The sequence below is a fragment of the Staphylococcus equorum genome, from assembly GCF_029024965.1.
In the GTDB taxonomy this organism is placed as follows: domain Bacteria; phylum Bacillota; class Bacilli; order Staphylococcales; family Staphylococcaceae; genus Staphylococcus; species Staphylococcus equorum.
Genome location: NZ_CP118982.1, coordinates 2126513 through 2147995, shown reverse-complemented (window position 1 = coordinate 2147995; position 21483 = coordinate 2126513). Strand labels below are relative to the sequence as shown.

General features: G+C 33.7%; 20 protein-coding genes. 14 read left to right on the top strand and 6 right to left on the bottom strand.

Annotation, left to right across the window (positions count from 1 at the left end; genetic code table 11):
• Positions 1–164 precede the first annotated feature (164 nt).
• The 7 genes from PYW44_RS10400 to PYW44_RS10370 all read left to right on the top strand — a co-directional run bounded on the left by PYW44_RS10400 (position 165) and on the right by PYW44_RS10370 (position 9486).
• Positions 165–923 carry a DeoR/GlpR family DNA-binding transcription regulator gene (locus PYW44_RS10400; protein WP_002508332.1) on the top strand — a complete coding sequence of 253 codons (759 nt, stop codon included), beginning with the start codon at positions 165–167 and terminating at the stop codon, positions 921–923.
• The gene (gene pfkB, locus PYW44_RS10395; protein WP_046465068.1) at positions 920–1843 is read left to right on the top strand and encodes a 1-phosphofructokinase; all 924 of its coding nucleotides are present in this window, start codon (positions 920–922) and stop codon (positions 1841–1843) included. The genes PYW44_RS10400 and pfkB overlap by 4 nt, the downstream gene beginning before the upstream one ends.
• Position 1844: 1 nt before the next feature.
• Positions 1845–3776, top strand: coding sequence for a PTS fructose transporter subunit IIABC (locus PYW44_RS10390; RefSeq protein WP_021339417.1), 1932 nt, complete (start codon positions 1845–1847; stop codon positions 3774–3776).
• A 219-nt stretch (positions 3777–3995) separates the two neighbouring features.
• Positions 3996–5153 carry an N-acetylglucosamine-6-phosphate deacetylase gene (nagA, locus tag PYW44_RS10385; RefSeq protein ID WP_046465069.1) on the top strand — a complete coding sequence of 386 codons (1158 nt, stop codon included), beginning with the start codon at positions 3996–3998 and terminating at the stop codon, positions 5151–5153.
• Between the two features lie 303 nt (positions 5154–5456).
• Positions 5457–6806, top strand: coding sequence for a hemolysin family protein (locus tag PYW44_RS10380; protein ID WP_002508328.1), 1350 nt, complete (start codon positions 5457–5459; stop codon positions 6804–6806).
• A gap of 223 nt (positions 6807–7029) precedes the next feature.
• Complete coding sequence (locus PYW44_RS10375) at positions 7030–7869, top strand: aldo/keto reductase (protein WP_069828156.1); 840 nt, start codon at positions 7030–7032, stop codon at positions 7867–7869.
• Between the two features lie 552 nt (positions 7870–8421).
• Positions 8422–9486, top strand: a complete 1065-nt coding sequence (locus PYW44_RS10370) for a glycosyltransferase family 2 protein (RefSeq protein ID WP_021339420.1) — start codon at positions 8422–8424, stop codon at positions 9484–9486.
• A gap of 497 nt (positions 9487–9983) precedes the next feature.
• Here the strand turns inward: PYW44_RS10370 and PYW44_RS10365 are convergent, their stop codons facing one another.
• From PYW44_RS10365 to queC, 5 genes are all read right to left on the bottom strand, one after another.
• Positions 9984–10235 carry a GlsB/YeaQ/YmgE family stress response membrane protein gene (locus PYW44_RS10365; RefSeq protein ID WP_021339421.1) on the bottom strand — a complete coding sequence of 84 codons (252 nt, stop codon included), beginning with the start codon at positions 10233–10235 and terminating at the stop codon, positions 9984–9986.
• A gap of 64 nt (positions 10236–10299) precedes the next feature.
• Positions 10300–10893 (bottom strand): hypothetical protein, encoded by a 594-nt coding sequence (locus PYW44_RS10360; RefSeq protein WP_002508324.1) that lies wholly within the window; start codon positions 10891–10893, stop codon positions 10300–10302.
• Positions 10894–11131: 238 nt separating this feature from the next.
• Positions 11132–11848, bottom strand: a complete 717-nt coding sequence (gene queE, locus PYW44_RS10355) for a 7-carboxy-7-deazaguanine synthase QueE (RefSeq protein WP_002508323.1) — start codon at positions 11846–11848, stop codon at positions 11132–11134.
• A complete protein-coding gene (queD, locus tag PYW44_RS10350) occupies positions 11841–12266 on the bottom strand; it encodes a 6-carboxytetrahydropterin synthase QueD (RefSeq protein ID WP_021339423.1) in 426 nt (141 codons plus the stop codon). The genes queE and queD overlap by 8 nt, the downstream gene beginning before the upstream one ends.
• A gap of 1 nt (position 12267) precedes the next feature.
• Positions 12268–12939 (bottom strand): 7-cyano-7-deazaguanine synthase QueC, encoded by a 672-nt coding sequence (gene queC, locus PYW44_RS10345; RefSeq protein WP_021339424.1) that lies wholly within the window; start codon positions 12937–12939, stop codon positions 12268–12270.
• Positions 12940–13193: 254 nt separating this feature from the next.
• Here queC and PYW44_RS10340 point away from each other — a divergent pair, with 254 nt between their 5' ends.
• The 7 genes from PYW44_RS10340 to ltaS all read left to right on the top strand — a co-directional run bounded on the left by PYW44_RS10340 (position 13194) and on the right by ltaS (position 20408).
• The gene (locus tag PYW44_RS10340; protein ID WP_065367340.1) at positions 13194–13787 is read left to right on the top strand and encodes an anthranilate synthase component II; all 594 of its coding nucleotides are present in this window, start codon (positions 13194–13196) and stop codon (positions 13785–13787) included.
• Complete coding sequence (locus tag PYW44_RS10335; protein ID WP_069828155.1) at positions 13771–14913, top strand: chorismate-binding protein; 1143 nt, start codon at positions 13771–13773, stop codon at positions 14911–14913. Before PYW44_RS10340 ends, PYW44_RS10335 begins: the two co-directional genes overlap by 17 nt.
• Positions 14913–15521, top strand: a complete 609-nt coding sequence (locus tag PYW44_RS10330) for an aminotransferase class IV (RefSeq protein WP_065367342.1) — start codon at positions 14913–14915, stop codon at positions 15519–15521. Before PYW44_RS10335 ends, PYW44_RS10330 begins: the two co-directional genes overlap by 1 nt.
• Before the next feature lie 236 nt (positions 15522–15757).
• Positions 15758–15961, top strand: coding sequence for a hypothetical protein (locus PYW44_RS10325; RefSeq protein ID WP_021339428.1), 204 nt, complete (start codon positions 15758–15760; stop codon positions 15959–15961).
• A 22-nt stretch (positions 15962–15983) separates the two neighbouring features.
• Positions 15984–16691 carry a 5-oxoprolinase subunit PxpB gene (pxpB, locus tag PYW44_RS10320; RefSeq protein ID WP_002508317.1) on the top strand — a complete coding sequence of 236 codons (708 nt, stop codon included), beginning with the start codon at positions 15984–15986 and terminating at the stop codon, positions 16689–16691.
• The gene (locus tag PYW44_RS10315) at positions 16679–17683 is read left to right on the top strand and encodes a 5-oxoprolinase subunit C family protein (RefSeq protein WP_056935362.1); all 1005 of its coding nucleotides are present in this window, start codon (positions 16679–16681) and stop codon (positions 17681–17683) included. Before pxpB ends, PYW44_RS10315 begins: the two co-directional genes overlap by 13 nt.
• Before the next feature lie 784 nt (positions 17684–18467).
• Positions 18468–20408, top strand: a complete 1941-nt coding sequence (ltaS, locus tag PYW44_RS10310; RefSeq protein WP_002512093.1) for a polyglycerol-phosphate lipoteichoic acid synthase LtaS — start codon at positions 18468–18470, stop codon at positions 20406–20408.
• A gap of 187 nt (positions 20409–20595) precedes the next feature.
• On the opposite strand, the gene PYW44_RS10305 is transcribed toward ltaS, so the two are convergent.
• A complete protein-coding gene (locus PYW44_RS10305) occupies positions 20596–21414 on the bottom strand; it encodes a ZIP family metal transporter (protein WP_021339431.1) in 819 nt (272 codons plus the stop codon).
• Between the last annotated feature and the right edge of the window lie 69 nt (positions 21415–21483).

The following is a 21483-nucleotide window of genomic DNA, read 5'->3' as shown; positions in this document are numbered from 1 at the left end:
GCTTTATGAAATAAAAAACTGATTTGATTTTTAAAGCAGATAGCTAAATTAAGAGATTTTGAAAAAATGTGTCATATTTTTGATTGTTTTTGATTGTTTTTGGTAAATAATGATTGAAAAATGAAAACGGAAACATTATAATGGTGTTGAGATGAGGTGAAGCGATGATCACGGAAAAACGCCACGAGTTAATATTGGCTGAATTGTCACAAAAAGACTTTTTAACACTACAAGAATTGATTGATCGAACAGGTAGTAGTGCCTCAACAGTTCGTCGCGATTTATCAAAATTGCAACAAATGGGAAAGTTAAAAAGAATACATGGTGGCGCAAAGCTAAATCAATCATCTTTGTTAGAACCTAATTTGGCTGATAAAAGAAGTACTAATCTAAGAGAAAAACAAGAAATTGGGAGATTAGCAGCGAGCCAAATAGATGATGACGATTGTGTGTTTTTAGATGCGGGTTCAACAACTTTAGAAATGATTCCATATATTAATGCAAATGACATTATTGTAGTGACAAATGGTTTGACGCACGTAGAAGAATTATTAAAACGAGGTATTAGAACACTCATTCTTGGTGGAGAAGTGAAAGCAACAACATTTGCGACAGTAGGTGCGAGTGCACTGAAGACGCTGAATCGATATCGTTTTGATAAAGTGTTTCTCGGTATGAACGGTATTGACATGAAATATGGACTGACTACACCAGATGAACAAGAAGCAATCATAAAGCACCATGCTATGGAATTAGGAACGCAAGTTTATGTATTAGTAGACCATGCTAAATATGAAAAAGTATATTTCGCACATGTGCCTTTACTAGAGAATGTGGCGTTAGTCACTTCTGCAAAAGCGATGCAAGGCGTGACTTTTCAATATTATGCTGAAAAATATAATTTTATTGGAGGAACATTATGATTTATACAGTAACCTTTAATCCTTCTATTGATTACATTATGTTTTCAAATGAATTTGAACTTAATGGGTTAAACAGAGCAACTGAAACAAATAAATTTGCAGGTGGTAAGGGCATAAATGTTTCAAGAGTTTTAAAAACATTAGGTGTTCAATCTACAGCGTTAGGTTTTACTGGGGGATTTCCAGGTCGATTTATTGAAGAAACATTAAAGCAAGCAGAAATTGATACAGATTTTGTGCATGTTGATGAAGATACGCGTATTAACGTCAAATTGAAAACAGGTCATGAAACAGAAATTAACGCGCCAGGACCTAATATAACTCAATTACAATTCGAAGCCTTATTAACACAAATCAGCAGTACTTCAGAACACGATACAGTTATTGTTGCGGGTAGCATTCCTAAAAGTGTACCTGCTAACGCATACGAACAAATTGCGGAAATCACACAAGATACAGGCGCGAAACTTGTCGTTGATGCTGAAAAAGAACTCGTTGAATCTGTTTTGAAATATCACCCTTTATTTATCAAGCCAAATAAAGATGAATTAGAAGTGATGTTCGATACGACTATCAATTCAGATAAAGAAGTAATGAATTACGGCCGTGAAATTTTGAAAATGGGCGCGACTTCAGTCATTATTTCTCTCGGTGGAGATGGAGCTGTGTACGTAGACAAGCAACATAGTTACAAAGCACTTGTACCAAATGGTCAAGTAGTAAATACAGTAGGCTCAGGTGATAGTACTGTAGCGGGGATGGTTGCAGGGCTAAATTCTGGTTTATCTATTAAAGAAGCATTTAAACAGGCTGTATCGGCTGGGACGGCAACAGCATTTAACGATGACTTGGCAACGAGGACGTCTATTGAAAATATTAAATCACAAGTAATGATTACAACATTAGGTGGGAGTGAATAAGATGAGAATAACCGAGTTATTAACAAAAGATACAATTGCAATGGACCTTTCTTCAACAGAAAAAAATGGTGTTATTGATGAGTTAGTGAATCAACTCGATAAAGCGGGCAAACTCAATAATGTAACAACGTTTAAAGAAGCAATTCATAATCGTGAATCACAAAGTACTACAGGTATTGGTGAAGGTATCGCGATACCCCATGCAAAAGTAGCAGCAGTAGACACACCGGCGATTGCATTCGGCAAATCAAAAACAGGTGTTGATTATCAAAGTTTGGATATGCAACCTGCACATTTATTCTTTATGATTGCAGCGCCAGAAGGTGGGGCACAAACTCATTTAGATGCATTAGCTAAGCTATCAGGTATTTTAATGGACGAAAAAGTGCGTGAAGATTTACTTCACGCAAATTCTCCACAAGAAGTGCTTCAAATTATAGATAAAGCAGATGATGAAGCGACCGAAGAGGAAGAAGCAGAAACACAAGCAGCTGCGACTACACCAGCAACAGATTCGGATGAACCCTATATCTTAGCTGTTACGGCATGTCCAACAGGTATCGCACATACTTATATGGCTCGTGACGCTTTAAAAAAACAAGCTGAAAAAATGAACGTAAAAATAAAAGTTGAAACGAATGGTTCAGGGGGCATAAAAAACCACATTACTGATGAAGATGTTCGTCGCGCAACTGGCGTCATTGTTGCAGCAGATGTAAATGTGGAAACAGACCGTTTTGATGGTAAAAATGTTGTGGAAGTACCAGTTGCAGATGGTATTAAACGCCCTGAAGAACTGATCAATATAGCACAAGATACTTCTCGTAAACCATTTGTAGCTAAAGGCAATCATAAAGCATCAAATCAGTCTGGAAGTAATGAAAAACAAGGCTTTGGTAAAACAATTTATAAACACTTAATGAATGGTGTTTCCAATATGTTACCGCTTGTTATTGCCGGTGGTATTTTAATGGCAATCGCTTTCTTATTTGGACCAAACTCGTATGATCCAAATAGTTCTGAGTATAATGCATTTGCTGAACAATTATGGAATATTGGTAATCAGAGTGCCTTTGCGTTAATTATACCAATTCTCGCTGGTTATATTGCGCGTAGTATTGCAGATAAACCAGGTTTTGCAGCTGGTTTAGTTGGTGGTATGTTAGCAATTTCAGGTGATGCAGGTTTTATCGGAGGTATTCTTGCAGGTTTCTTAGCAGGTTATTTAACACAAGGTATTAAGAAACTTGTCAGCGGGTTACCTCAATCATTAGAAGGTTTGAAACCTACATTAATTTTCCCAGTATTATCAGTAACAATCACAGGTTTAGTAATGGTTTATGTATTAAACCCTCCAGCGTCGTGGTTGAATAATTTACTACTTAATGGTTTAGAAGGTTTATCAGGAACGAATATTATGCTCTTAGGATTAGTCATTGGTGCAATGATGGCTATCGATATGGGTGGACCATTTAATAAAGCAGCATACGTATTTGCGACTGCAGCGTTAACAGAAGGCAATGCTGCACCAATTACAGCTGCAATGATTGGTGGTATGGTACCACCAATCGCAATTGCAACAGCGATGTTAATTTTCCGCAAGAAATTTACTAAAGAGCAAAAAGGTTCTATCGCACCAAACTATGTAATGGGATTATCTTTCATTACAGAAGGAGCAATTCCGTTTGCAGCAGCTGATCCACTAAGAGTTATTCCATCAATGATGGTGGGTTCAGGGGTTGCAGGTGCAATCGCATTAGGACTAGGTTCTTCAATTCAAGCGCCACACGGTGGTATCTTTGTGATAGTAGGTACTGATTTCAGTCACGTGATACAATCACTTATTGCAATTGTTATAGGATCAATCGTAGGTGCAATCATTTATGGATTGTTAAAACCAAAAGTGACGGAAGACGAAATACAAAGTTCTTAAGTTACAGCTAACTAGTGTATAAAGTTTTATAAAATGAATAAACTTAGAAAAACCAGTAGAAGCTCACAAGTTAATGAGTATTTCTGCTGGTTTTTATTTATATGTAATACTGAAATTCAAAAACTTTTGAATATAATAAAAGACTTAAGTTTGGTAAAATAAAAAGCGAAGTGTTGAAATAGACACATTGCGTAAAACAAAGAAAAGAAGGTAGAGAAAATGGCTGAATATGTGATTGAAAATGGGAGAATTTATACTGAAGAAGAAATAATAGAACGCGGATATATTATTGTTAAGAACGATAAAATTACTGATGTAGGCAAAGGGGATTATGAAGGTGCGTTAACAACTTATGATGCTCAAGGTCAGCATGTTTTACCAGGGTTTATAGATATTCATATGCACGGTGGCTATGGAGAAGATGCGATGGACGCATCATATGATGGATTGAAACATTTAGCAGAATCACTATTATCTGAAGGCACAACAAGTTTCTTAGCCACAACAATGACACAATCTGACGAGAATATTACAAAAGCATTAGAAAACATCATCGAATATCAGAAACAACAGAACGTTCTAAAAGCAGCCGACATCGTAGGCATACATTTAGAAGGACCATTTATTTCTGAACATAAAGTAGGAGCGCAAAACCCAGCCTATGTGCAAAGACCCTCTATAGAAAAAGTACAACAATTTCAAAAAACAGCTAACAACCAAATTAAAGTGATCACATTTGCTCCTGAGGTTGAAGGTGCTCACGAAACATTAGAGGCGTTACATGATCAAATACGTTTTTCTATTGGTCATACGGTTGCAACTTTTGATGAAACAAATGAAGCGGTAGCACGTGGCGCTAAACATGTGACGCATTTATATAATGCTGGAACTCCATTCGAGCATAGAGAACCAGGTGTTTTTGGTGCGGCATGGACCAATGATAGCTTAAGTACTGAACTTATCGTGGATGGTATTCATTCACACCCTACAGCGATTCAAATTGCTTATAAACAAAAGGGGAATACACGCTTTTTCTTAATTACTGATGCAATGAGAGCGAAAGGTATGCCAGATGGTGAATATGATTTAGGCGGACAAAACGTTATAGTAAAAGGTTCTGAAGCTCGATTAGCATCTGGTGCACTGGCGGGTAGCATACTGAAAATGAATGAAGGACTGAAAAATCTAATACAATATACGGGTGATTCACTAGATAATTTATGGCGAGTAACAAGTTTAAATCAAGCAATCGCATTAAATATTGAATCGCAAAAAGGGAGTTTGAAGGTCGGAAAAGACGCAGACATCGTTATAGTAGATGATGAAATTACAGTCCAAACTACTATAAAAGCAGGCGAAATACACAAATTTTCTTAATAACAATCTGAAATTTAACTCACTTTAAAACGTGTTATGTAAAGTGTAAATTGAATCAAAAAGTTGACGCGACTTAAAATTTGCGTTTAAATGTTAAGTTAGAGAAATAAAATTTCGTACGTACAAATTACATGATGACTTAAGATTGTGATAAAATAGAAGAAATGCGTATTTTTCGGGAGGTGTCACAAATGGGAAGGATTTAGTATATAATATGAAAATGCAACATAGCAATAAATCTTATGTACGGTCACCTATTGTGACACGATATTTGGAGGTGAATCCCTAGAAATAGGGAACTAATTGGAAACTGTGACCATAATAAATTTAGCATTATTTGTTTTTTTAATAGCATTAACAACGGTATTCGTAGGATCGGAATTTTCATTAGTGAAAGTCCGCGCGACAAAAATTGAACAACTCGTAGCAGAAGGCAATGGTAATGCACGTATAGTAAAAAAAATGATTAAAAACTTGGACTACTACTTATCAGCGTGTCAATTGGGTATTACAGTGACATCTTTAGGATTAGGTTGGTTAGGTGAACCGACCTTTAGTAAATTATTACATCCATTATTTGAAGCAGTTAATTTACCTGAAGCCTTAACAACGACAATTTCATTTATTGTCGCATTTATCATTGTGACCTACCTGCACGTAGTACTCGGTGAACTGGCACCAAAAACGTTGGCCATTCAACATACTGTGAAAGTAGCATTGATATATGCTAGACCATTGTATTACTTCGGTGCCATTATGAAACCGTTGATCTGGCTAATGAATGGTTCTTCAAGAATGATTATACGTATGTTCGGTGTAGATCCTGATGCGAATAACGATGCAATGTCAGAAGAAGAAATAAAAATTATAATAAACAATAGCTATAACGGTGGCGAAATAAACCAAACAGAATTGGCTTATATGCAAAACATCTTCTCATTTGATGAGAGACAAGCCAAAGATATCATGGTGCCTCGTACACAAATGACTACATTGAACGAACCCTTTAATGTAAATGAGCTATTAGACACAATTAAAGAACATCAATTTACACGTTACCCGATTACAGAAGATGGGGACAAAGACCATGTAAAAGGTTTTCTTAATGTAAAAGAGTTTTTAACAGAATATGCTTCAGGCAAACCTATTAAAGTAGGTAATTACATTCATGATTTACCAATGATTTCTGAAACAACACGTATTAGCGATGCGTTAGTTCGTATGCAACGTGAACATGTTCATATCAGTTTGATTATTGATGAATATGGTGGTACAGCAGGTATCTTGACGATGGAAGATATTTTAGAAGAAATCGTTGGCGAAATTCGTGATGAATTTGATGACGACGAAGTAAACGATGTTGTAAAAGTAACAGACAGCAGATATCAAATTAGTGGTCGTGTATTATTAGACGATTTAAATGATGAACTCGGCATTGAATTTGCTGATTCTGAAGACATTGATACAATCGGTGGTTGGTTGCAAGCACATAACACAAACTTACAACAAAATGATTATGTCGATACTGAATATGATCGTTGGATTATATCAGAAGTCGATAATCATCAAATTATTACTGTTTTATTAGAAGTTGAATACAATGCAACACGTCCCACACCTGAAGATAATGAAGACAATGAAGATAACGATTAATCATTGTCTTATATATTTAAAGCTATCGATAAAGTCTCTGATTTTGTCGATAGCTTTTTTGTATATGTGTTTCACATGAGAAGGCTTAGATTACTACCATAATAGTGGTGGCGTTGATATTGAAACAATTATGCGTGATACATGTATTAAGTATTGCTATAATGATTAGAGTATAACGATATATCTTTATAATAATTTCAACTTAGTTGAAGGGGGATTAATTATGTTAGAAGACGTGTATTATTTAAATAATGGCTATCCAATGCCGAGAGTGGGTCTTGGAGTATATAAAATTGCAGATGAAGAAATGGCACCTGCAGTAACAGCCGCTTTAGAAGCGGGTTACCGTGCATTTGATACTGCTTATTTTTATAAAAATGAAATAGCGTTAGGCAAATCATTAAAACAATCTGAAATAGCGCGCGAAGATTTATTTCTTACATCAAAAATTTGGAATGATTACCAAGGTTATGACAATACAATCGAATTTTTCACAAAATCGATAGAAAACCTAGGGACAGATTATTTAGATTTATTTTTAATACATTGGCCATGTGAAGCGGATGGTTTATTTGTTGAAACTTATAAAGCAATGGAAAAATTATATGAAGAAGGCAAAGTTCGAGCAATTGGTGTCTGTAACTTTAATGCGCACCATTTAGAAAAATTAATGTCGCAAACTGATATCGTACCTGCTGTGAATCAAATAGAGGTGCATCCATACTTTAATCAACATGAACTACAAACTTTTTGTAATAAACATGATATCGCTGTGACAGCATGGATGCCATTGATGAGAAATAGAGGTTTATTAGAACACGAATTGATCACAGATATGGCAAGCCGCTATGGTAAAACACCAGCCCAAATTGTATTGCGTTGGCATTTGTCACATGATCGCTTAATTATTCCGAAATCAAAAACACCAGAACGCATTAAAGAAAATTACGATATTTTCGACTTTAATTTAGAATTGACAGATATTGCTGAGATAGATCGTTTGAATTGTGATGACCGTCAAGGAAATGATCCAGATAATGTACGTATAGGTAGTTTGAAATAAGAAGTGATACAAGAACCTAGAGCATAAATATTTCAAGCTCAAATAGAAAGCATCAATCTATTAGTTTTTTCTAATGGCTTGGTGCTTTTAATTTTTATAATATGGATTGAGCCAGTAGTTCTGACTTATACTATTGCTTATGCGCCAGTACTTTTAAAAAGCGATGTGCTATATATATGTATAATAATAAGTATTGAAATAGTTCTAGTAGCGATAATAAAGGGTTTTGTTTCCAAATTCATCAAATAGTTGATAGACTAAAGTTACAAATTATAACTTTTAATGATTTTAATACTGAACAACATTAGTAACCATATTTAAATTTCAATGTATTATCTTATTTTGTAACGCTTAAATCATTTTGCTCTGTTTTTTAAGATCTATCTAATTTAAATGATTATATATTTTTAAAAAATAAGTTGCTTAAGTTAAGTTTGGGCAATGAATATTAAGGCTATATAAAGATTGTGTAAATCTAATTGGTTAGTATAGCATTATAGTGATAAAAATTGATAAAGTGAAATTGAAGTAATTGAAATGAAGGTGTTTAATATGCAAATAAGAGTTATAGTGCCCTGTTATAATGAAGGTGAAGTAGTATTAAAGACTTATCAACGTTTGACTGAGATATTATCAAAAGATAGTCAACATCATCAATATGACTATGATTTACTATTTGTAGATGATGGTAGTAAAGATCAAACAATAAAATTTATTCAAGATGTAGCGACTAAGGATAATCATGTGAAATTTATTTCGTTTAGTCGCAATTTTGGAAAAGAGTCTGCGATGATTGCAGGTTTCCAAAATAGTAAAGATTGTGACGCAGCAATTATGATAGATGCTGATCTGCAACACCCGCCTGAATTAATACCCCAAATGATTGCTGGCTATATGGACGGTTATGATCAAGTTGTTGCGAAGCGTGACAGAAAGAATGAAAAACCAACTAGAAAATTCATGACAAGATTGTATTACAAAATGATTAATCGTTTTGTAGAAGATATTAAATTGGAAGATGGTGTCGGCGATTTCAGATTGCTGAGTCAACGTGCAGTGCATTCATTGACTGATTTAGATGAATACAACCGTTTTTCAAAAGGGCTATATGAATGGATTGGGTATAACACCAAAGTGTTTACTTATGAAAACGTAGAAAGAGAAGACGGAGAATCTAAATGGTCATTTGGTAAATTGTTAAATTATGGTATTGATGGCTTGATATCCTTTAATAATAAACCCTTACGTGCAATGATTTATCTTGGTTTTATTGTGTTCTTTATCAGTCTATTGTATATCGGTTATAGTTTTGCAGGAATTGTGTTTAATGGTATTGAAACACCAGGTTATTTCTCAACTATTGCTGCAATATTACTATTAGGTGGTATACAAATGATTTCAATTGGAATCGTTGGTGAATATATTGGACGCATTTATTATGAGGTCAAACAACGACCGAAATATATTGTACAAGCATCGAACTTAAATTGTTCAAGTCAACGAGTGGAACGTAGCTTTGAAGAAACTATGAATGAGCGTTTTAAACAAGATCATCAAAATTATGAAAGTAAGATAAATGAAAGTGAAGAAGAGAAAAAACTTGTTAAAAATAGATAATAATTAAAACTTAGATGTTTTAAAGTGCGAGTAGGACAAAAATTTATTTTTAAATAAGATTTCGTTGTATGAGCCAAGCTCGGCAAAGATGACTAGAAAATGGAATACAAGAGCTGAAGTGCGCGCATAATAACAACTTAACTTTATAGATGAAGTAGTGTGGTTATTTAAAATATTGATATGAGTGCATTTTCAATTCAGTCAGCCACTGCCAAATTAAAAAGTGAGGTTGAGACAAAATACATGTCTCAACTTCACTTTTTTTTGTACACTTTCTGTAGGCGCAGTATCAGCATTTAGTATCCGTCTAGTGCTTTATTAACTAGTAGTTAGGAGTCAGTCATCATCAATAGCCTTTTCAATTGGCATTAAATAATGGAATTAATAAACACAGATTGACTCAAGAGAATTAATAGCTATAAAAAATAAACCAAGTGCCTTTGCAGCATTTGGTTTATCGCCTTGATTTAAATTATTAATGTTTTAGATTAGTAATTTTATTTTTTACGTAATTTACCGAAAATAAATGAAACAATTGCTACTAGAATAATTGTCCCAATAAGTGCTGGGAATATTGCGATGCCACCTAAATGCCAACCCCAATCACCAAGTAACCAAGAGCCTAGTGCGGAACCTACAATACCAGCGATAATATTACCTAAAATACCACCTGGTATATCTTTACCTACGATGCCACCAGCTATCCAACCGATTAAACCACCGACTATTAACATAAGTATAAAGCCCATATTGTTTTGCCTCCTTTATTATTCGTTCGACTTCTAATCTATACCACGAAATATAAAAGGTTAATCATTTATGTGAAGAAAATATATTCTGCCATAATAAGAATGATATAAATAATAAATGAATAATTAAAAAAGCGTACCAATAAGGTGTTAATAGTGTCATTACTGATGATGATGCAATAATTAATATTTGGCCCACAAAAATAGGGCGTCGAATACGATTCATAAATTTAAGTTGTTCTTTTTCCTTTGGTTGAAATGTGCTATAAAAAAGCATGATAGCGCCTATGATAAAAATGGCTGGGGCTAAATAAGGAATAGACATATAAAATGAATCATGACTTGTACTATAAGTAAGTATTAAGGATGTACTCATTATAATAGTAAGAACAATCGCAATAAATTTTTGATCTGTTATAACGTATACAGTTACTTTTCTATTTATATACAATTGTAATATGGTCCAAATGATGAGTTGCGCACTTGTATAAAATGCGATGTAGTCATATTCACCGACGAGAAATAAATTGATGAGACCATTTACAGATAAAGCAATGAGTATAGAGCTAAACTTAAGTTGTTTGAAATTCTGACGATATAAATCAATTCCAAGAATAATTAATACCGCAGCTATATTTATAATTATATTTATTAGCATGTTGCTCTCCTAACCTAGATACTTCACTGCAACATTATACCAATTAATATTACGTTAATCATTTAATAACAATTAATTATTTAAATTTACATAAAATATTAGGTCAAATAGAAATAAATATGTTTTTCTTATATATATTAGCAGTGATAGTTATCCTAACGATTTAAAGTCACTAAAATGAGTGACACCGTTATGTGGATAAGAAGCATTATACAACGTATCGTACGAAATACTCAATTTAAACACCTTTTTTATTACTCCATAACAATGTGTGTAACTGTGGTAAGACGTAAACATTATTCATATCACTGCTTGCCATTACACGATCGACGAGTGTTTCATATAATGATAATAACTTTTCAGTATGTGATTCAACGTAATCGCCATCTAGATAAGGATTACCTACTTGTAAATAAAAAGGAATCGTAGGGTATCTATGGTGTATCATTTTAGCAAAATCGTAATCCTGGTCATCAAAAATTACTACTTTTAAATTTAAAGAAGCAGGTATACAATTTTCAATAACTTCATCTAATATTGGTAGATTAGGTTTCATTTTTGAACTTGGGGGTTTCGGACTAATAGTTAAGTCATCAATTTGTGTCATCCAAGGTTGGAATTTACTCCCTTGAGTTTCTAATGCGCTATAAATGTTTTTAGTTTCAAAAAGATCGACTAAATCCTGAATGCCTTTTATAAGAGCAGGGTTACCTCCAGAAATTGTTACGTGATTAAATGAGTCACCAGCAATTTCATAAAGTGAGTCGTATATTTCCTCAGCGGTCATCATGCGTATATCTTCTTTAGCACTACCATCCCAAGTGAAGCTTGAATCACACCAACTACAACGATAATCGCAACCAGCTGTGCGAACAAACATCGTTTTTCGTCCAATCACTCGGCCTTCACCTTGAATTGTTGGACCGAAAATTTCTAAAACAGGAATTTTACTCATATTTGGACTCCTTTGGTCTATAGACCACATAACTTGTTGGCGTTTCTCTAACATAAACTTGTAGACATTTAGGCTGGTTGTCTCGTTCATTTAATGAAGTTTGCACCATTTCATAAATAGTCTGTGCAACGATTTCTGTTGATGGACTCTTGCCTTTGAATTGAGGTAAATCATTGAGTAAATGGTGGTCGAATTGGTCATGAACTAATTTTTTTAAGTCGCTAAAATTCACTAAAAAACCATTATGATCTAATGTGTCGCCACCAATTGTTAAATTTACGAAGTAGGTATGACCATGTGTACGCATACATTTTCCGGCATCTTCACTAGGAATATAGTGGGCTGCAGAAAAGTTGAAGTCTTTATTAAGTTCAAAGCTATAAGGATGTTGAACGTTAGGATAATTTTGTTGGAACACGTTATTCAGCTCCTTTTTCTTTTAGATAAGCGTCTAAACCTCGTGCTCTTAATTCACAAGCAGGGCATTCTCCACAACCTTCACCGATAACGCCATTGTAGCAAGTGAGCGTATTGTATCTAATATAGTCTAGTACGCCAAGTTCATCGCTTAGTGCCCAAGTTTCTTTTTTATCTAACCACATTAATGGTGTGTGTATAACGAAATCTTTATCCATAGATAGAGATAAAGTAACATTCATTGATTTTATAAAACTATCTCTACAGTCAGGGTATCCAGAAAAATCAGTTTCACAAACGCCAGTAATAATATGTTTCGCGTTTGTTTGATATGCAAGCGCACCTGCAAATGATAAGAATAAAAGATTTCTGGCCGGTACAAATGTATTTGGCACGCCGTCTTCGCCAACTTCAATATCCATATCATGCTGCGTTAATGCGTTTGGTGTAAGTTGAGAAAGTAAGGACATATCTAATATGTGATGTTTTACATTTTGTGTTTCAGCAATTTGCTTTGCTACTTTAATTTCTGTATCGTGCCTTTGTCCATATTCAAATGTCACTAATTCTACATCATCGTAATGTTGTTTAGCCCAAAATAGGCAAGTCGTGCTATCTTGTCCACCACTGAAAACGACGATGGCTTTATTACTGTTTAAAGATTGTTGCGTCATAATATCTTGCACTCCTTAATAATGTCATACTAGCTTTGACTCATTTTCGCTATGACACCATAAAAAAACGCCTATCCTTATAAAAAAGATAGACGTTGTTTACGTGTCTAGTTTTTTATAGAGGGTGTCAGCTAGGAACCTCTTTATATTCATTTATACGGTGATAAGAATAATACATTTAAACTGTAAAATCAAGTTGAGATTTGGGATAATGAGTATAATAGGTAGTGAAAGATACATAACGAGGTGAAGAAATGATACTAATCATTGATAATAAAGATTCATTTACATACAATATTGTAGACTATATTAATCAAAGTTATAGTGGGGCAGTTAATGTAGTAGATGTTGAAGAGGTTACTACTGAGAAGATTACGCAAATGTCTCCAGATGCTATAGTTATTTCTCCAGGACCAGGATCACCTGATGATTATCCTATATTAAATGAAGTTATAAAAGTTTTTTCAGAACAAGTTCCAATTCTAGGTGTATGTCTAGGATTTCAACAAATAACGACTTATTTTGGCGGAGATATTATAAAAGGTGATAAACCGATTCATGGTCACACAACTCAAATTCAACATGATAACAGTGGTATTTTTAAAGGTTTAGCCGATACATTTTATGTTATGCGATATCATTCTTTAATTGCTGATACTAAGACATTTCCAAAAATATTAAAAGTTACAGCAACAAATCAAGAAGGTATCATTATGGCGTGTGCACACAAAACGTTACCTGTTTTTGGTGTACAGTATCATCCTGAATCTATCCTGAGTGAATATGGTATTGAACAAATAAAATTATTTATAGAAATCGTGGAGGGTTCTCATGCAGATACAATTTAATTATCGCTATTTATTAGACGAATCAGAATATGAATCCCATCAATACCAATTTACGCAGTGTAAAGATAAATTAATCGCATATCATTTAGACGAAGTAGGCAGCGTTATACAATTTGCAGAAATGCATCAACACCAAGGTAGCTATGTAGCTTTGTATTTACCGTATGAAGCGGCACCTTTTTTTAATGAACAGATGGCTACAATACAAATACAGGGTGAATATGTTTTTGCAGCTGCTTATGTTTTTGACAAAAAGGAAGATATAACATTAACTGACAAAAAAGAGCAATACATACCAAAATGTGATTTTAAATTTCAATTAAATAAATCTCAATTAATTACTCATATTAAAGCAGTTCAATCCGCAATTATTGAAGGTAATACATATCAAGTGAATTATACGACACGTTTGACTGATGACATTCATTATCCGATTGCTACATTATATGAAGTGTTACAGCAGCAAAATCATGGTTTTTATTCTGCTTTAATCGATACAGATGAAGTACAGTTAGCTTCTCTTTCGCCAGAATTATTTTTCCAACGTGGTCCGTTTGAAAATCGCAAAGATGTATTATTAAGTAAGCCCATGAAAGGTACTATAGCTAGAGGACATTCAGAAACGCAAGATCAGCAAAATTTACATACGTTAATGAATTCAGTTAAAGATAAAGCGGAAAATGTCATGATTGTGGATTTGTTACGAAATGATATTAGCCGTATTGCAGAGACAGGAACTGTAAAAGTCTATAAACCATTTCATATAGAACGCTACAACACTGTGTTTCAAATGACGTCGATGGTCACAGGGACGTTACATCAAGAGACTAAACTCATGCATATCTTAAAAGCATTATTTCCGTGCGGTTCTATTACAGGAGCACCAAAAATCAATACTATGAAGTATATTAAAAAGTTAGAGCAAACCCCGAGAAATGGTTATTGTGGTACAGTTGCCTTGTTGTTGCCTGAAGGGAAGTCCATTTTCAACGTGCCTATTCGAACGATTCAATACATGGATAACCAAGCCATATACGGCGTGGGTGCAGGTATTACTATAGACTCTAAGCCTGACGATGAAGTGCAAGAATTTAAGGATAAAACAAAGATATTGGAGAGGTTATAATGCAGTTATTTGAAACGATGCGTTTGGAAGAAGGAAAGTTTCCGCGCCTGCCTTATCATAAAAAAAGAATAAAACAGTCTGCTGAGCAACTTAAATTTAACTTGGATGAAGTGAAATGGAATCAGTTAATCGAAATGTTAATGAATGATTATCCAACAGGTGCGTATCGCATAAAAATATTATTAGACCAAGATGGATCACTAGATTATGTTGTTGCAACCTTATCTGATAAAAATAAATTTACAGCAAAATTAGTACCTTTACCAGATAATGTAAATAAACCCGAATTAATAAATAAGACAACTATTAGAAAACATTTATCACATAATCATCAGACTGACCTTGTGTTGTTGTATGATTCAAATGGAAAAATATTAGAATTTGATATTGGAAATATCATGATAAAAGAAGATGAATGCTATTATACACCTCTATATAATGAAGATTTCTTGCGTGGTTGTATGAGACAATCACTTATAGATGATGGGAAATTATCGCAAAAAAATTATGATATAAATGATTTTAAAGATAAAATATTGAAAAACCAGATACAGGTTTTTCTTATAAATAGTTTGCGAGAGGTTGCCGAGGTTGAAATTTATCTATAGAATATAGAAAGTATAAACATTGGGTTTACTATGAATTCAGAGATGGGACCCATTATAGAAAATCGTCAACGTGAAAATATGTGAGTTGTGGCAAATTAGCCTTTGATTTACATAGGTAAAATAAGGCGTATCATAGTATTAAATTTAGTGATACACAAGCATTCCCAATAGACTATATACAAGGGTGCACTTAAATAATTACGTAATAAATTATAAACAGCGAGTGGGGCATAACGATGATATTAGTTTGGATACTGACAATGATTTTAATAACCTTGCTTTCAAAATGGTATGTAAATCGTTTGCTGAAGAAACAACAGATTTATATTGCAAGATTCGTAATTACCATCTCTTGCATGGTTCAATTTGTAGTAGTCTATTTTCTAGTGAAAGCACTTGTGGGTTATTTGGTACAAGGGTTAAATGTGTTTTATCATTAGTAAGAATATAAGAGGTGAGCCTATGAAAATATATAGCCAGGGAGACCAAGCAATTGTAGTTTCTATTGAAAAAGAAGTCTCTAAGGATTTAACAGAAGATTTATTAGCATTAAAAACGTATTTATTAGAAAAAGATTATCCTTTTATAACCGAAATTGTACCTACTGAATCAGATATGATGATTTGTTATGATGCGCGAGACATGATCAAACACTACAATATTAAATCACCATTTTTATATATGAACGCATTAATGCAAACCGTACAATTAGAGATTAAACACGAAGAGCAAACGATTGAACCGATGGAAATTCCAGTTGTTTATGGTGGAGAATTTGGGCCTGATTTAGCGGCTTTATTAACGCATTACAAATTAGATTTTGATAAATTTGTGAAGCTACATACGAAACATACGTATTTTGTCTCAATGATGGGTTTTACACCTGGATTCCCTTATCTTACCGGAATGGATAAGCGTTTATTTGTTAATCACACAGGTGGCAAAAAAACATTTATTCCAGCAGGTTCTGTCATAATAGAAGGGAAAAAGACAGGTATTACTACAATAGATACTTATGGCGATTGGTTAGTCATTGGCTATACACCTATTCGTTTGTTTGACCCAGAACTAGCAGATTTTACTAAGCTAAAATTAGGCGATAATGTTAAATTTAAAGCAATAACAGAAGAAACGCTGGATCTAGGAGGCTTCGAACCATGTCAATCATAATAGAAGGTGAAGGATTATTCTCAAGTTTCCAAGATTTTGGTCGTAAAGGCTATGAGCACAACGGTGTTATTCCTGGTGGCGCACTAGATCCATTATCTCATGAAATAGCGAACAGACTCGTTGCAAATGATAAGCGTGAAGCTACGTTAGAGATGACAAATAGAATGGCGAGCATTCGCTTTACTGAATCGACATTGATTGCGTTAAGCGGTGGTAGTTTTAAAGCTAAAACAGAGCATATGAAAGTATTACCAAATAAATTATACTTAATGGAAAAAGGTGACGTACTTGTATTTACAGAGACAAATCGCACTTCTAGAGTATATTTAGCAATCGGTGGTGGTTTCGAATTAGATGAATGGTTAGGCTCAACCTCCACCGACTTCAAAGTCAAAATTGGCGGTTTTCATGGACGTAAATTGCAAAAAGGTGACGAAATTAATATGAAACGCGACTATACTGAACGTCACCTTAAATTGTTTGAAAATCTAGAAGAAAAACATCAAACAGACTGGGGTATTGATGGTTATGCACTTTCCTTTAACTATATGTCCGATGTTTTTCATGTCATTAAAAATAAAGGGACAGAAGACTTCGAACAAGAAGCGTTAAGTCACTTTACGCTTGGAGAATATAAAGTCACGAGTAAAGCAAATAGAGTCGGGATGTATGTAGAAGGACAGCCCGTGAAGGCTTTTTATGAAGATATGCCGGCACATCAGTCTGTTCAAATAGGCACGATACAAGTTAAAAGAGATGGCACACCGATTATTTTACTCAATGACCATTATACAATAGGCAGTTACCCACAAATTGGGACAATAGCGAGTTATCATTTAACTAAGTTGGGTCAAAAGCATCAAGGTACAAAATTAAAGTTCCAATTTATAGATATTGAAACTGCAGAAAAGAATTTAATTAAATATACGAATTGGTTAAACCAATTGTTTCATGGTATTGAATATAGAATGCAGTTAGAGATGTTGAAATAAAAAATAGAAAGGCTATATATTACTGAATAAAGGATAATATATAGACTTGCTGATCAGCTGTAACGCCTCAAGTTAATTTTTCGAGGGTTACAGCTTTTATATTGCGCATATTTAGATATATAACTTTTGAGTTTTTGTAGAAAGCTTTCTAGAAGGGCATTATTATTTCGTGAAATATTAAAATAAAAATTCATTTCATATACGACTCTAGTCCGATTAATATAAAAACCAAGCAGAGTATAATTAAAAAGCATATTATTTCTTAATGATATATTCACAGCCAATTAACAAGCCTTTAACAAAACGGTGGCAAAACGTTAAATTATGTTTGAAAGTGTGTTTTTACTTGAAATTTGACCGGAATTGCTTTATATTTATACATTGAACTATATGCGTTTTGTTACGGAAACATTACAAAATGATAAAAACTGTGAAGATGACGTTAAGCAATAATCGAAAACGTTAACACAATTTACACTATATAGACAAATGAAAAGTTTCTAAATTAGAATATATAAAACTTAAAATTTCAAAAACTATAACTTTAGTTCACAATTGAACAAGCTAATAAAATTCTAGTGTATAGAAATTTAAATTACATACACAGCTGATCAGGATTTTAAAAAACTTAACCTAAAGAAGATAACTTTTGCCAATAACGACCTTTGTTTAGTTAGGGATACTAACATCGCTAACAACATATTGAACACAGTAACTTTGCCAATTTTTTACTAGGTATGGATTATTTTCCAACCTATATTAATCTATATCGGGGGAAACAAACATGAGTCTACACAAAAAGAAATTAACTCTTTTTGCGTTTTTTATTCTGACCGTGCTTACTGTCGCATTTAAAACGTATTTTTCATATTATGTTGATTTTTCTTTAGGTGTTAAAGGGTTAGTACAAAACCTAATCCTATTAATGAATCCATACAGTTTAATCGCTTTAGTATTAAGTATTTTCTTATTCTTTAAAGGGAAGAAAGCATTCTGGTTCATCTTTATTGGTGGCTTTGTTTTAACTTTCCTACTATACGCGAACGTTGTTTACTTCAGATTCTTCTCTGATTTTATAACGTTTAGTACATTGAACCAAGTTGGAAATGTTGATTCAATGGGCGGCGCAGTGACAGCTTCATTTAAATGGTATGACTTTGTATACTTTATTGATACAATCATTTACCTTTTTATCTTGATATTTAAACAAAAATGGTTAGATAAACGTGTATTCAGTAAAAAGTTTGTGCCAGTAGTTATGGCAGCTGCAATTGCCTTATTCTTCCTGAATTTAGCTTTTGCTGAATCAGATCGTCCTGAATTATTAACACGTACATTCGATCACAAATATTTAGTGAAATATTTAGGACCGTATAATTTCACTGTTTATGATGGTGTGAAAACAATTCAAAATAACCAACAAAAAGCTTTAGCTAATGAAGATGACTTAACTAAAGTATTAAATTATTCGAAACAAAAACGAGTTGAACCGAACCAAGAGTATTTTGGTGCAGGTAAAAAGAAAAATGTTATAAAAATACACTTAGAAAGTTTCCAAACTTTCTTAATTGATAAAAAAGTCAACGGAGAAGAAGTAACACCATTCTTAAACAAATTATCATCAGGGAATGCAGGTTATAGATATTATCCAAACTTCTTCCATCAAACGGGTCAAGGTAAAACATCAGACTCAGAGTTTACAATGGATAATAGTTTGTATGGTTTACCTCAAGGTTCAGCCTTTTCATTGAAAGGTGATAACACTTACCAAGCATTACCAGCAATTCTTGATCAAAAACAAGGTTATACATCTAGTGTAATGCATGGTGATTACAAAACGTTCTGGAACCGTGATCAAGTGTATAGACACTTTGGTATAGATAAATTCTATGATGCGACCTATTATGATATGTCTGAAGAAAATCTTGAAAACCTAGGTCTTAAAGATAAAGAGTTCTTTGATAAGTCAGCAGATTACTTAGCTAAAGAAAAAGAACCATTCTACAGTCATTTAATTACATTAACAAACCATTATCCATTTACTGTATCACCAGAGGATGCAACAATAGAATCACCAAATACTGGAGATTCAACGGTAGATGGCTATGTTCAAACAGCTAGATATCTAGATGAATCGTTAGAAGAATTTGTTAATGAATTGAAAGAAAAAGGTCTTTATGAAGATTCCGTTATAATGATTTACGGTGACCACTATGGTATTTCTGAAAACCATAATAAAGCTATGGAGAAATTATTAGGTGAAGAAATTACACCTGCTAAATTTACTGACTTAAACCGTACAGGCTTCTGGCTGAAAATACCAGGTAAGGAAGGTGCAGTAGATGAAACGTATGCTGGTCAAGCAGACGTTATGCCAACACTGCTTCATTTAATGGGTATTGATACTAAGAATTACCTAATGATGGGTACAGACATGTTATCGAAAGAACATAACAACACAGTGCCATTCAGAAATGGTGACTTTATAACGAAAGATTATAAATATGTTAATGGTAGAATTTATGATAATAAGACGAATGAACCAGTAACAGAAAAACCTAAAGATTTTGAAAAACGTAAACAACAGGCTGAAAAAGATCTACAAATGAGTGACGATTTGATTAATGGTGACTTATTGAGATTCTATGACAATCCAGATTTCGAAAAAGTGAAACCTTCTGAGTACGAATATAAGCCAGGTCCAAAAGGAAAAGAGAAAAAATAATAGTTAATTTATAGAGCTAATATACCTAATTTAGGTGTATTGGCTCTTTTTAAATTTTACTTTAGATTCATTCGACTACATATTTAAAAAATGACACAAAAATAGCTATGGTACTTTTTCAAGTGCCCATAGCTATTTTTCTAATTAGGTTTATGTCTAAACCATTTTTAATACAAAATTTACGTCCTTATCCAAGTGCGACATCAAGTATCATCATGATTGTGAATCCTAACATTAGACTTAACGTTGCAAGGTCTGTATTATTACTTGCTTGAGAATCTGGTATAAGTTCTTCAACCACAACGAATATCATTGCACCTGCAGCAAATGCTAAAGCATATGGCAACATAGGGGTGATCATTATCACCGCAGCAGCACCGACTACAGCAAATATAGGCTCGACGATGGCTGATGCTTGTCCATAATTAAAAGCTTTCCATCTTGATGCACCTGCAGCGCGTATTGGCATTGACAATGCTGCACCTTCTGGAATATTCTGTATCCCGATACCGATGGCTAATCCAACAGCGCCTAAAAATGTTGCTTGGCCATTACCAGAAACAATACCACCAAAGGCTACACCTATAGAAAGACCTTCTGGAATATTGTGTAACGTAATTGCCAATACAAGTAATGTGTTTTTGTTGAGTTTTTTAGTACCTACACCTTCATGAAATTGATTAGTGTCTTTGGTATTTGGATGTATATGAGGAATAACTAAATCTAATCCACGAATAAATAATCCACCCAATAAAAAACCAATAGCAGCAGGTAACCATGGGAAAGCTGTGCCTTCACCATAAGCAATGGCTGGCTGTAATAATGACCAAAAGCTTGCAGCAATCATAATGCCTGCAGCAAAACCTTGCATTGAGTTCAATAACTTATCGTTAACTCTTTTGAAAATAAATACCGATGCTGCTCCTAATGCAGTAAGTAGCCATGTGATAAGACCAGCTATTAATGCTTGGATGTAAGGAGGTAAGTTTTGGAAAAATTCCGACATAAGCTTCTCTCCTTTGTATCATTTGAGTTCAAAAAGGTGTATAATATATAGAACTGAAATTAAGTTTAA

What these genes read in the sequence shown, in the direction of transcription:
- PYW44_RS10305 (WP_021339431.1), bottom strand. Translation starts at nt 21,414, where the DNA reads ATGTCGGAATTTTTCCAAAACTTACCTCCTTACATCCAAGCATTAATA.
- PYW44_RS10370 (WP_021339420.1), top strand. Translation starts at nt 8,422, where the DNA reads ATGCAAATAAGAGTTATAGTGCCCTGTTATAATGAAGGTGAAGTAGTA.
- pxpB (WP_002508317.1), top strand. Translation starts at nt 15,984, where the DNA reads ATGAAAATATATAGCCAGGGAGACCAAGCAATTGTAGTTTCTATTGAA.
- PYW44_RS10335 (WP_069828155.1), top strand. Translation starts at nt 13,771, where the DNA reads ATGCAGATACAATTTAATTATCGCTATTTATTAGACGAATCAGAATAT.
- PYW44_RS10365 (WP_021339421.1), bottom strand. Translation starts at nt 10,235, where the DNA reads ATGGGCTTTATACTTATGTTAATAGTCGGTGGTTTAATCGGTTGGATA.
- PYW44_RS10360 (WP_002508324.1), bottom strand. Translation starts at nt 10,893, where the DNA reads ATGCTAATAAATATAATTATAAATATAGCTGCGGTATTAATTATTCTT.
- ltaS (WP_002512093.1), top strand. Translation starts at nt 18,468, where the DNA reads ATGAGTCTACACAAAAAGAAATTAACTCTTTTTGCGTTTTTTATTCTG.
- PYW44_RS10325 (WP_021339428.1), top strand. Translation starts at nt 15,758, where the DNA reads ATGATATTAGTTTGGATACTGACAATGATTTTAATAACCTTGCTTTCA.
- PYW44_RS10315 (WP_056935362.1), top strand. Translation starts at nt 16,679, where the DNA reads ATGTCAATCATAATAGAAGGTGAAGGATTATTCTCAAGTTTCCAAGAT.
- PYW44_RS10340 (WP_065367340.1), top strand. Translation starts at nt 13,194, where the DNA reads ATGATACTAATCATTGATAATAAAGATTCATTTACATACAATATTGTA.
- PYW44_RS10390 (WP_021339417.1), top strand. Translation starts at nt 1,845, where the DNA reads ATGAGAATAACCGAGTTATTAACAAAAGATACAATTGCAATGGACCTT.
- queE (WP_002508323.1), bottom strand. Translation starts at nt 11,848, where the DNA reads ATGAGTAAAATTCCTGTTTTAGAAATTTTCGGTCCAACAATTCAAGGT.
- pfkB (WP_046465068.1), top strand. Translation starts at nt 920, where the DNA reads ATGATTTATACAGTAACCTTTAATCCTTCTATTGATTACATTATGTTT.
- PYW44_RS10375 (WP_069828156.1), top strand. Translation starts at nt 7,030, where the DNA reads ATGTTAGAAGACGTGTATTATTTAAATAATGGCTATCCAATGCCGAGA.
- nagA (WP_046465069.1), top strand. Translation starts at nt 3,996, where the DNA reads ATGGCTGAATATGTGATTGAAAATGGGAGAATTTATACTGAAGAAGAA.
- queC (WP_021339424.1), bottom strand. Translation starts at nt 12,939, where the DNA reads ATGACGCAACAATCTTTAAACAGTAATAAAGCCATCGTCGTTTTCAGT.
- PYW44_RS10400 (WP_002508332.1), top strand. Translation starts at nt 165, where the DNA reads ATGATCACGGAAAAACGCCACGAGTTAATATTGGCTGAATTGTCACAA.
- PYW44_RS10330 (WP_065367342.1), top strand. Translation starts at nt 14,913, where the DNA reads ATGCAGTTATTTGAAACGATGCGTTTGGAAGAAGGAAAGTTTCCGCGC.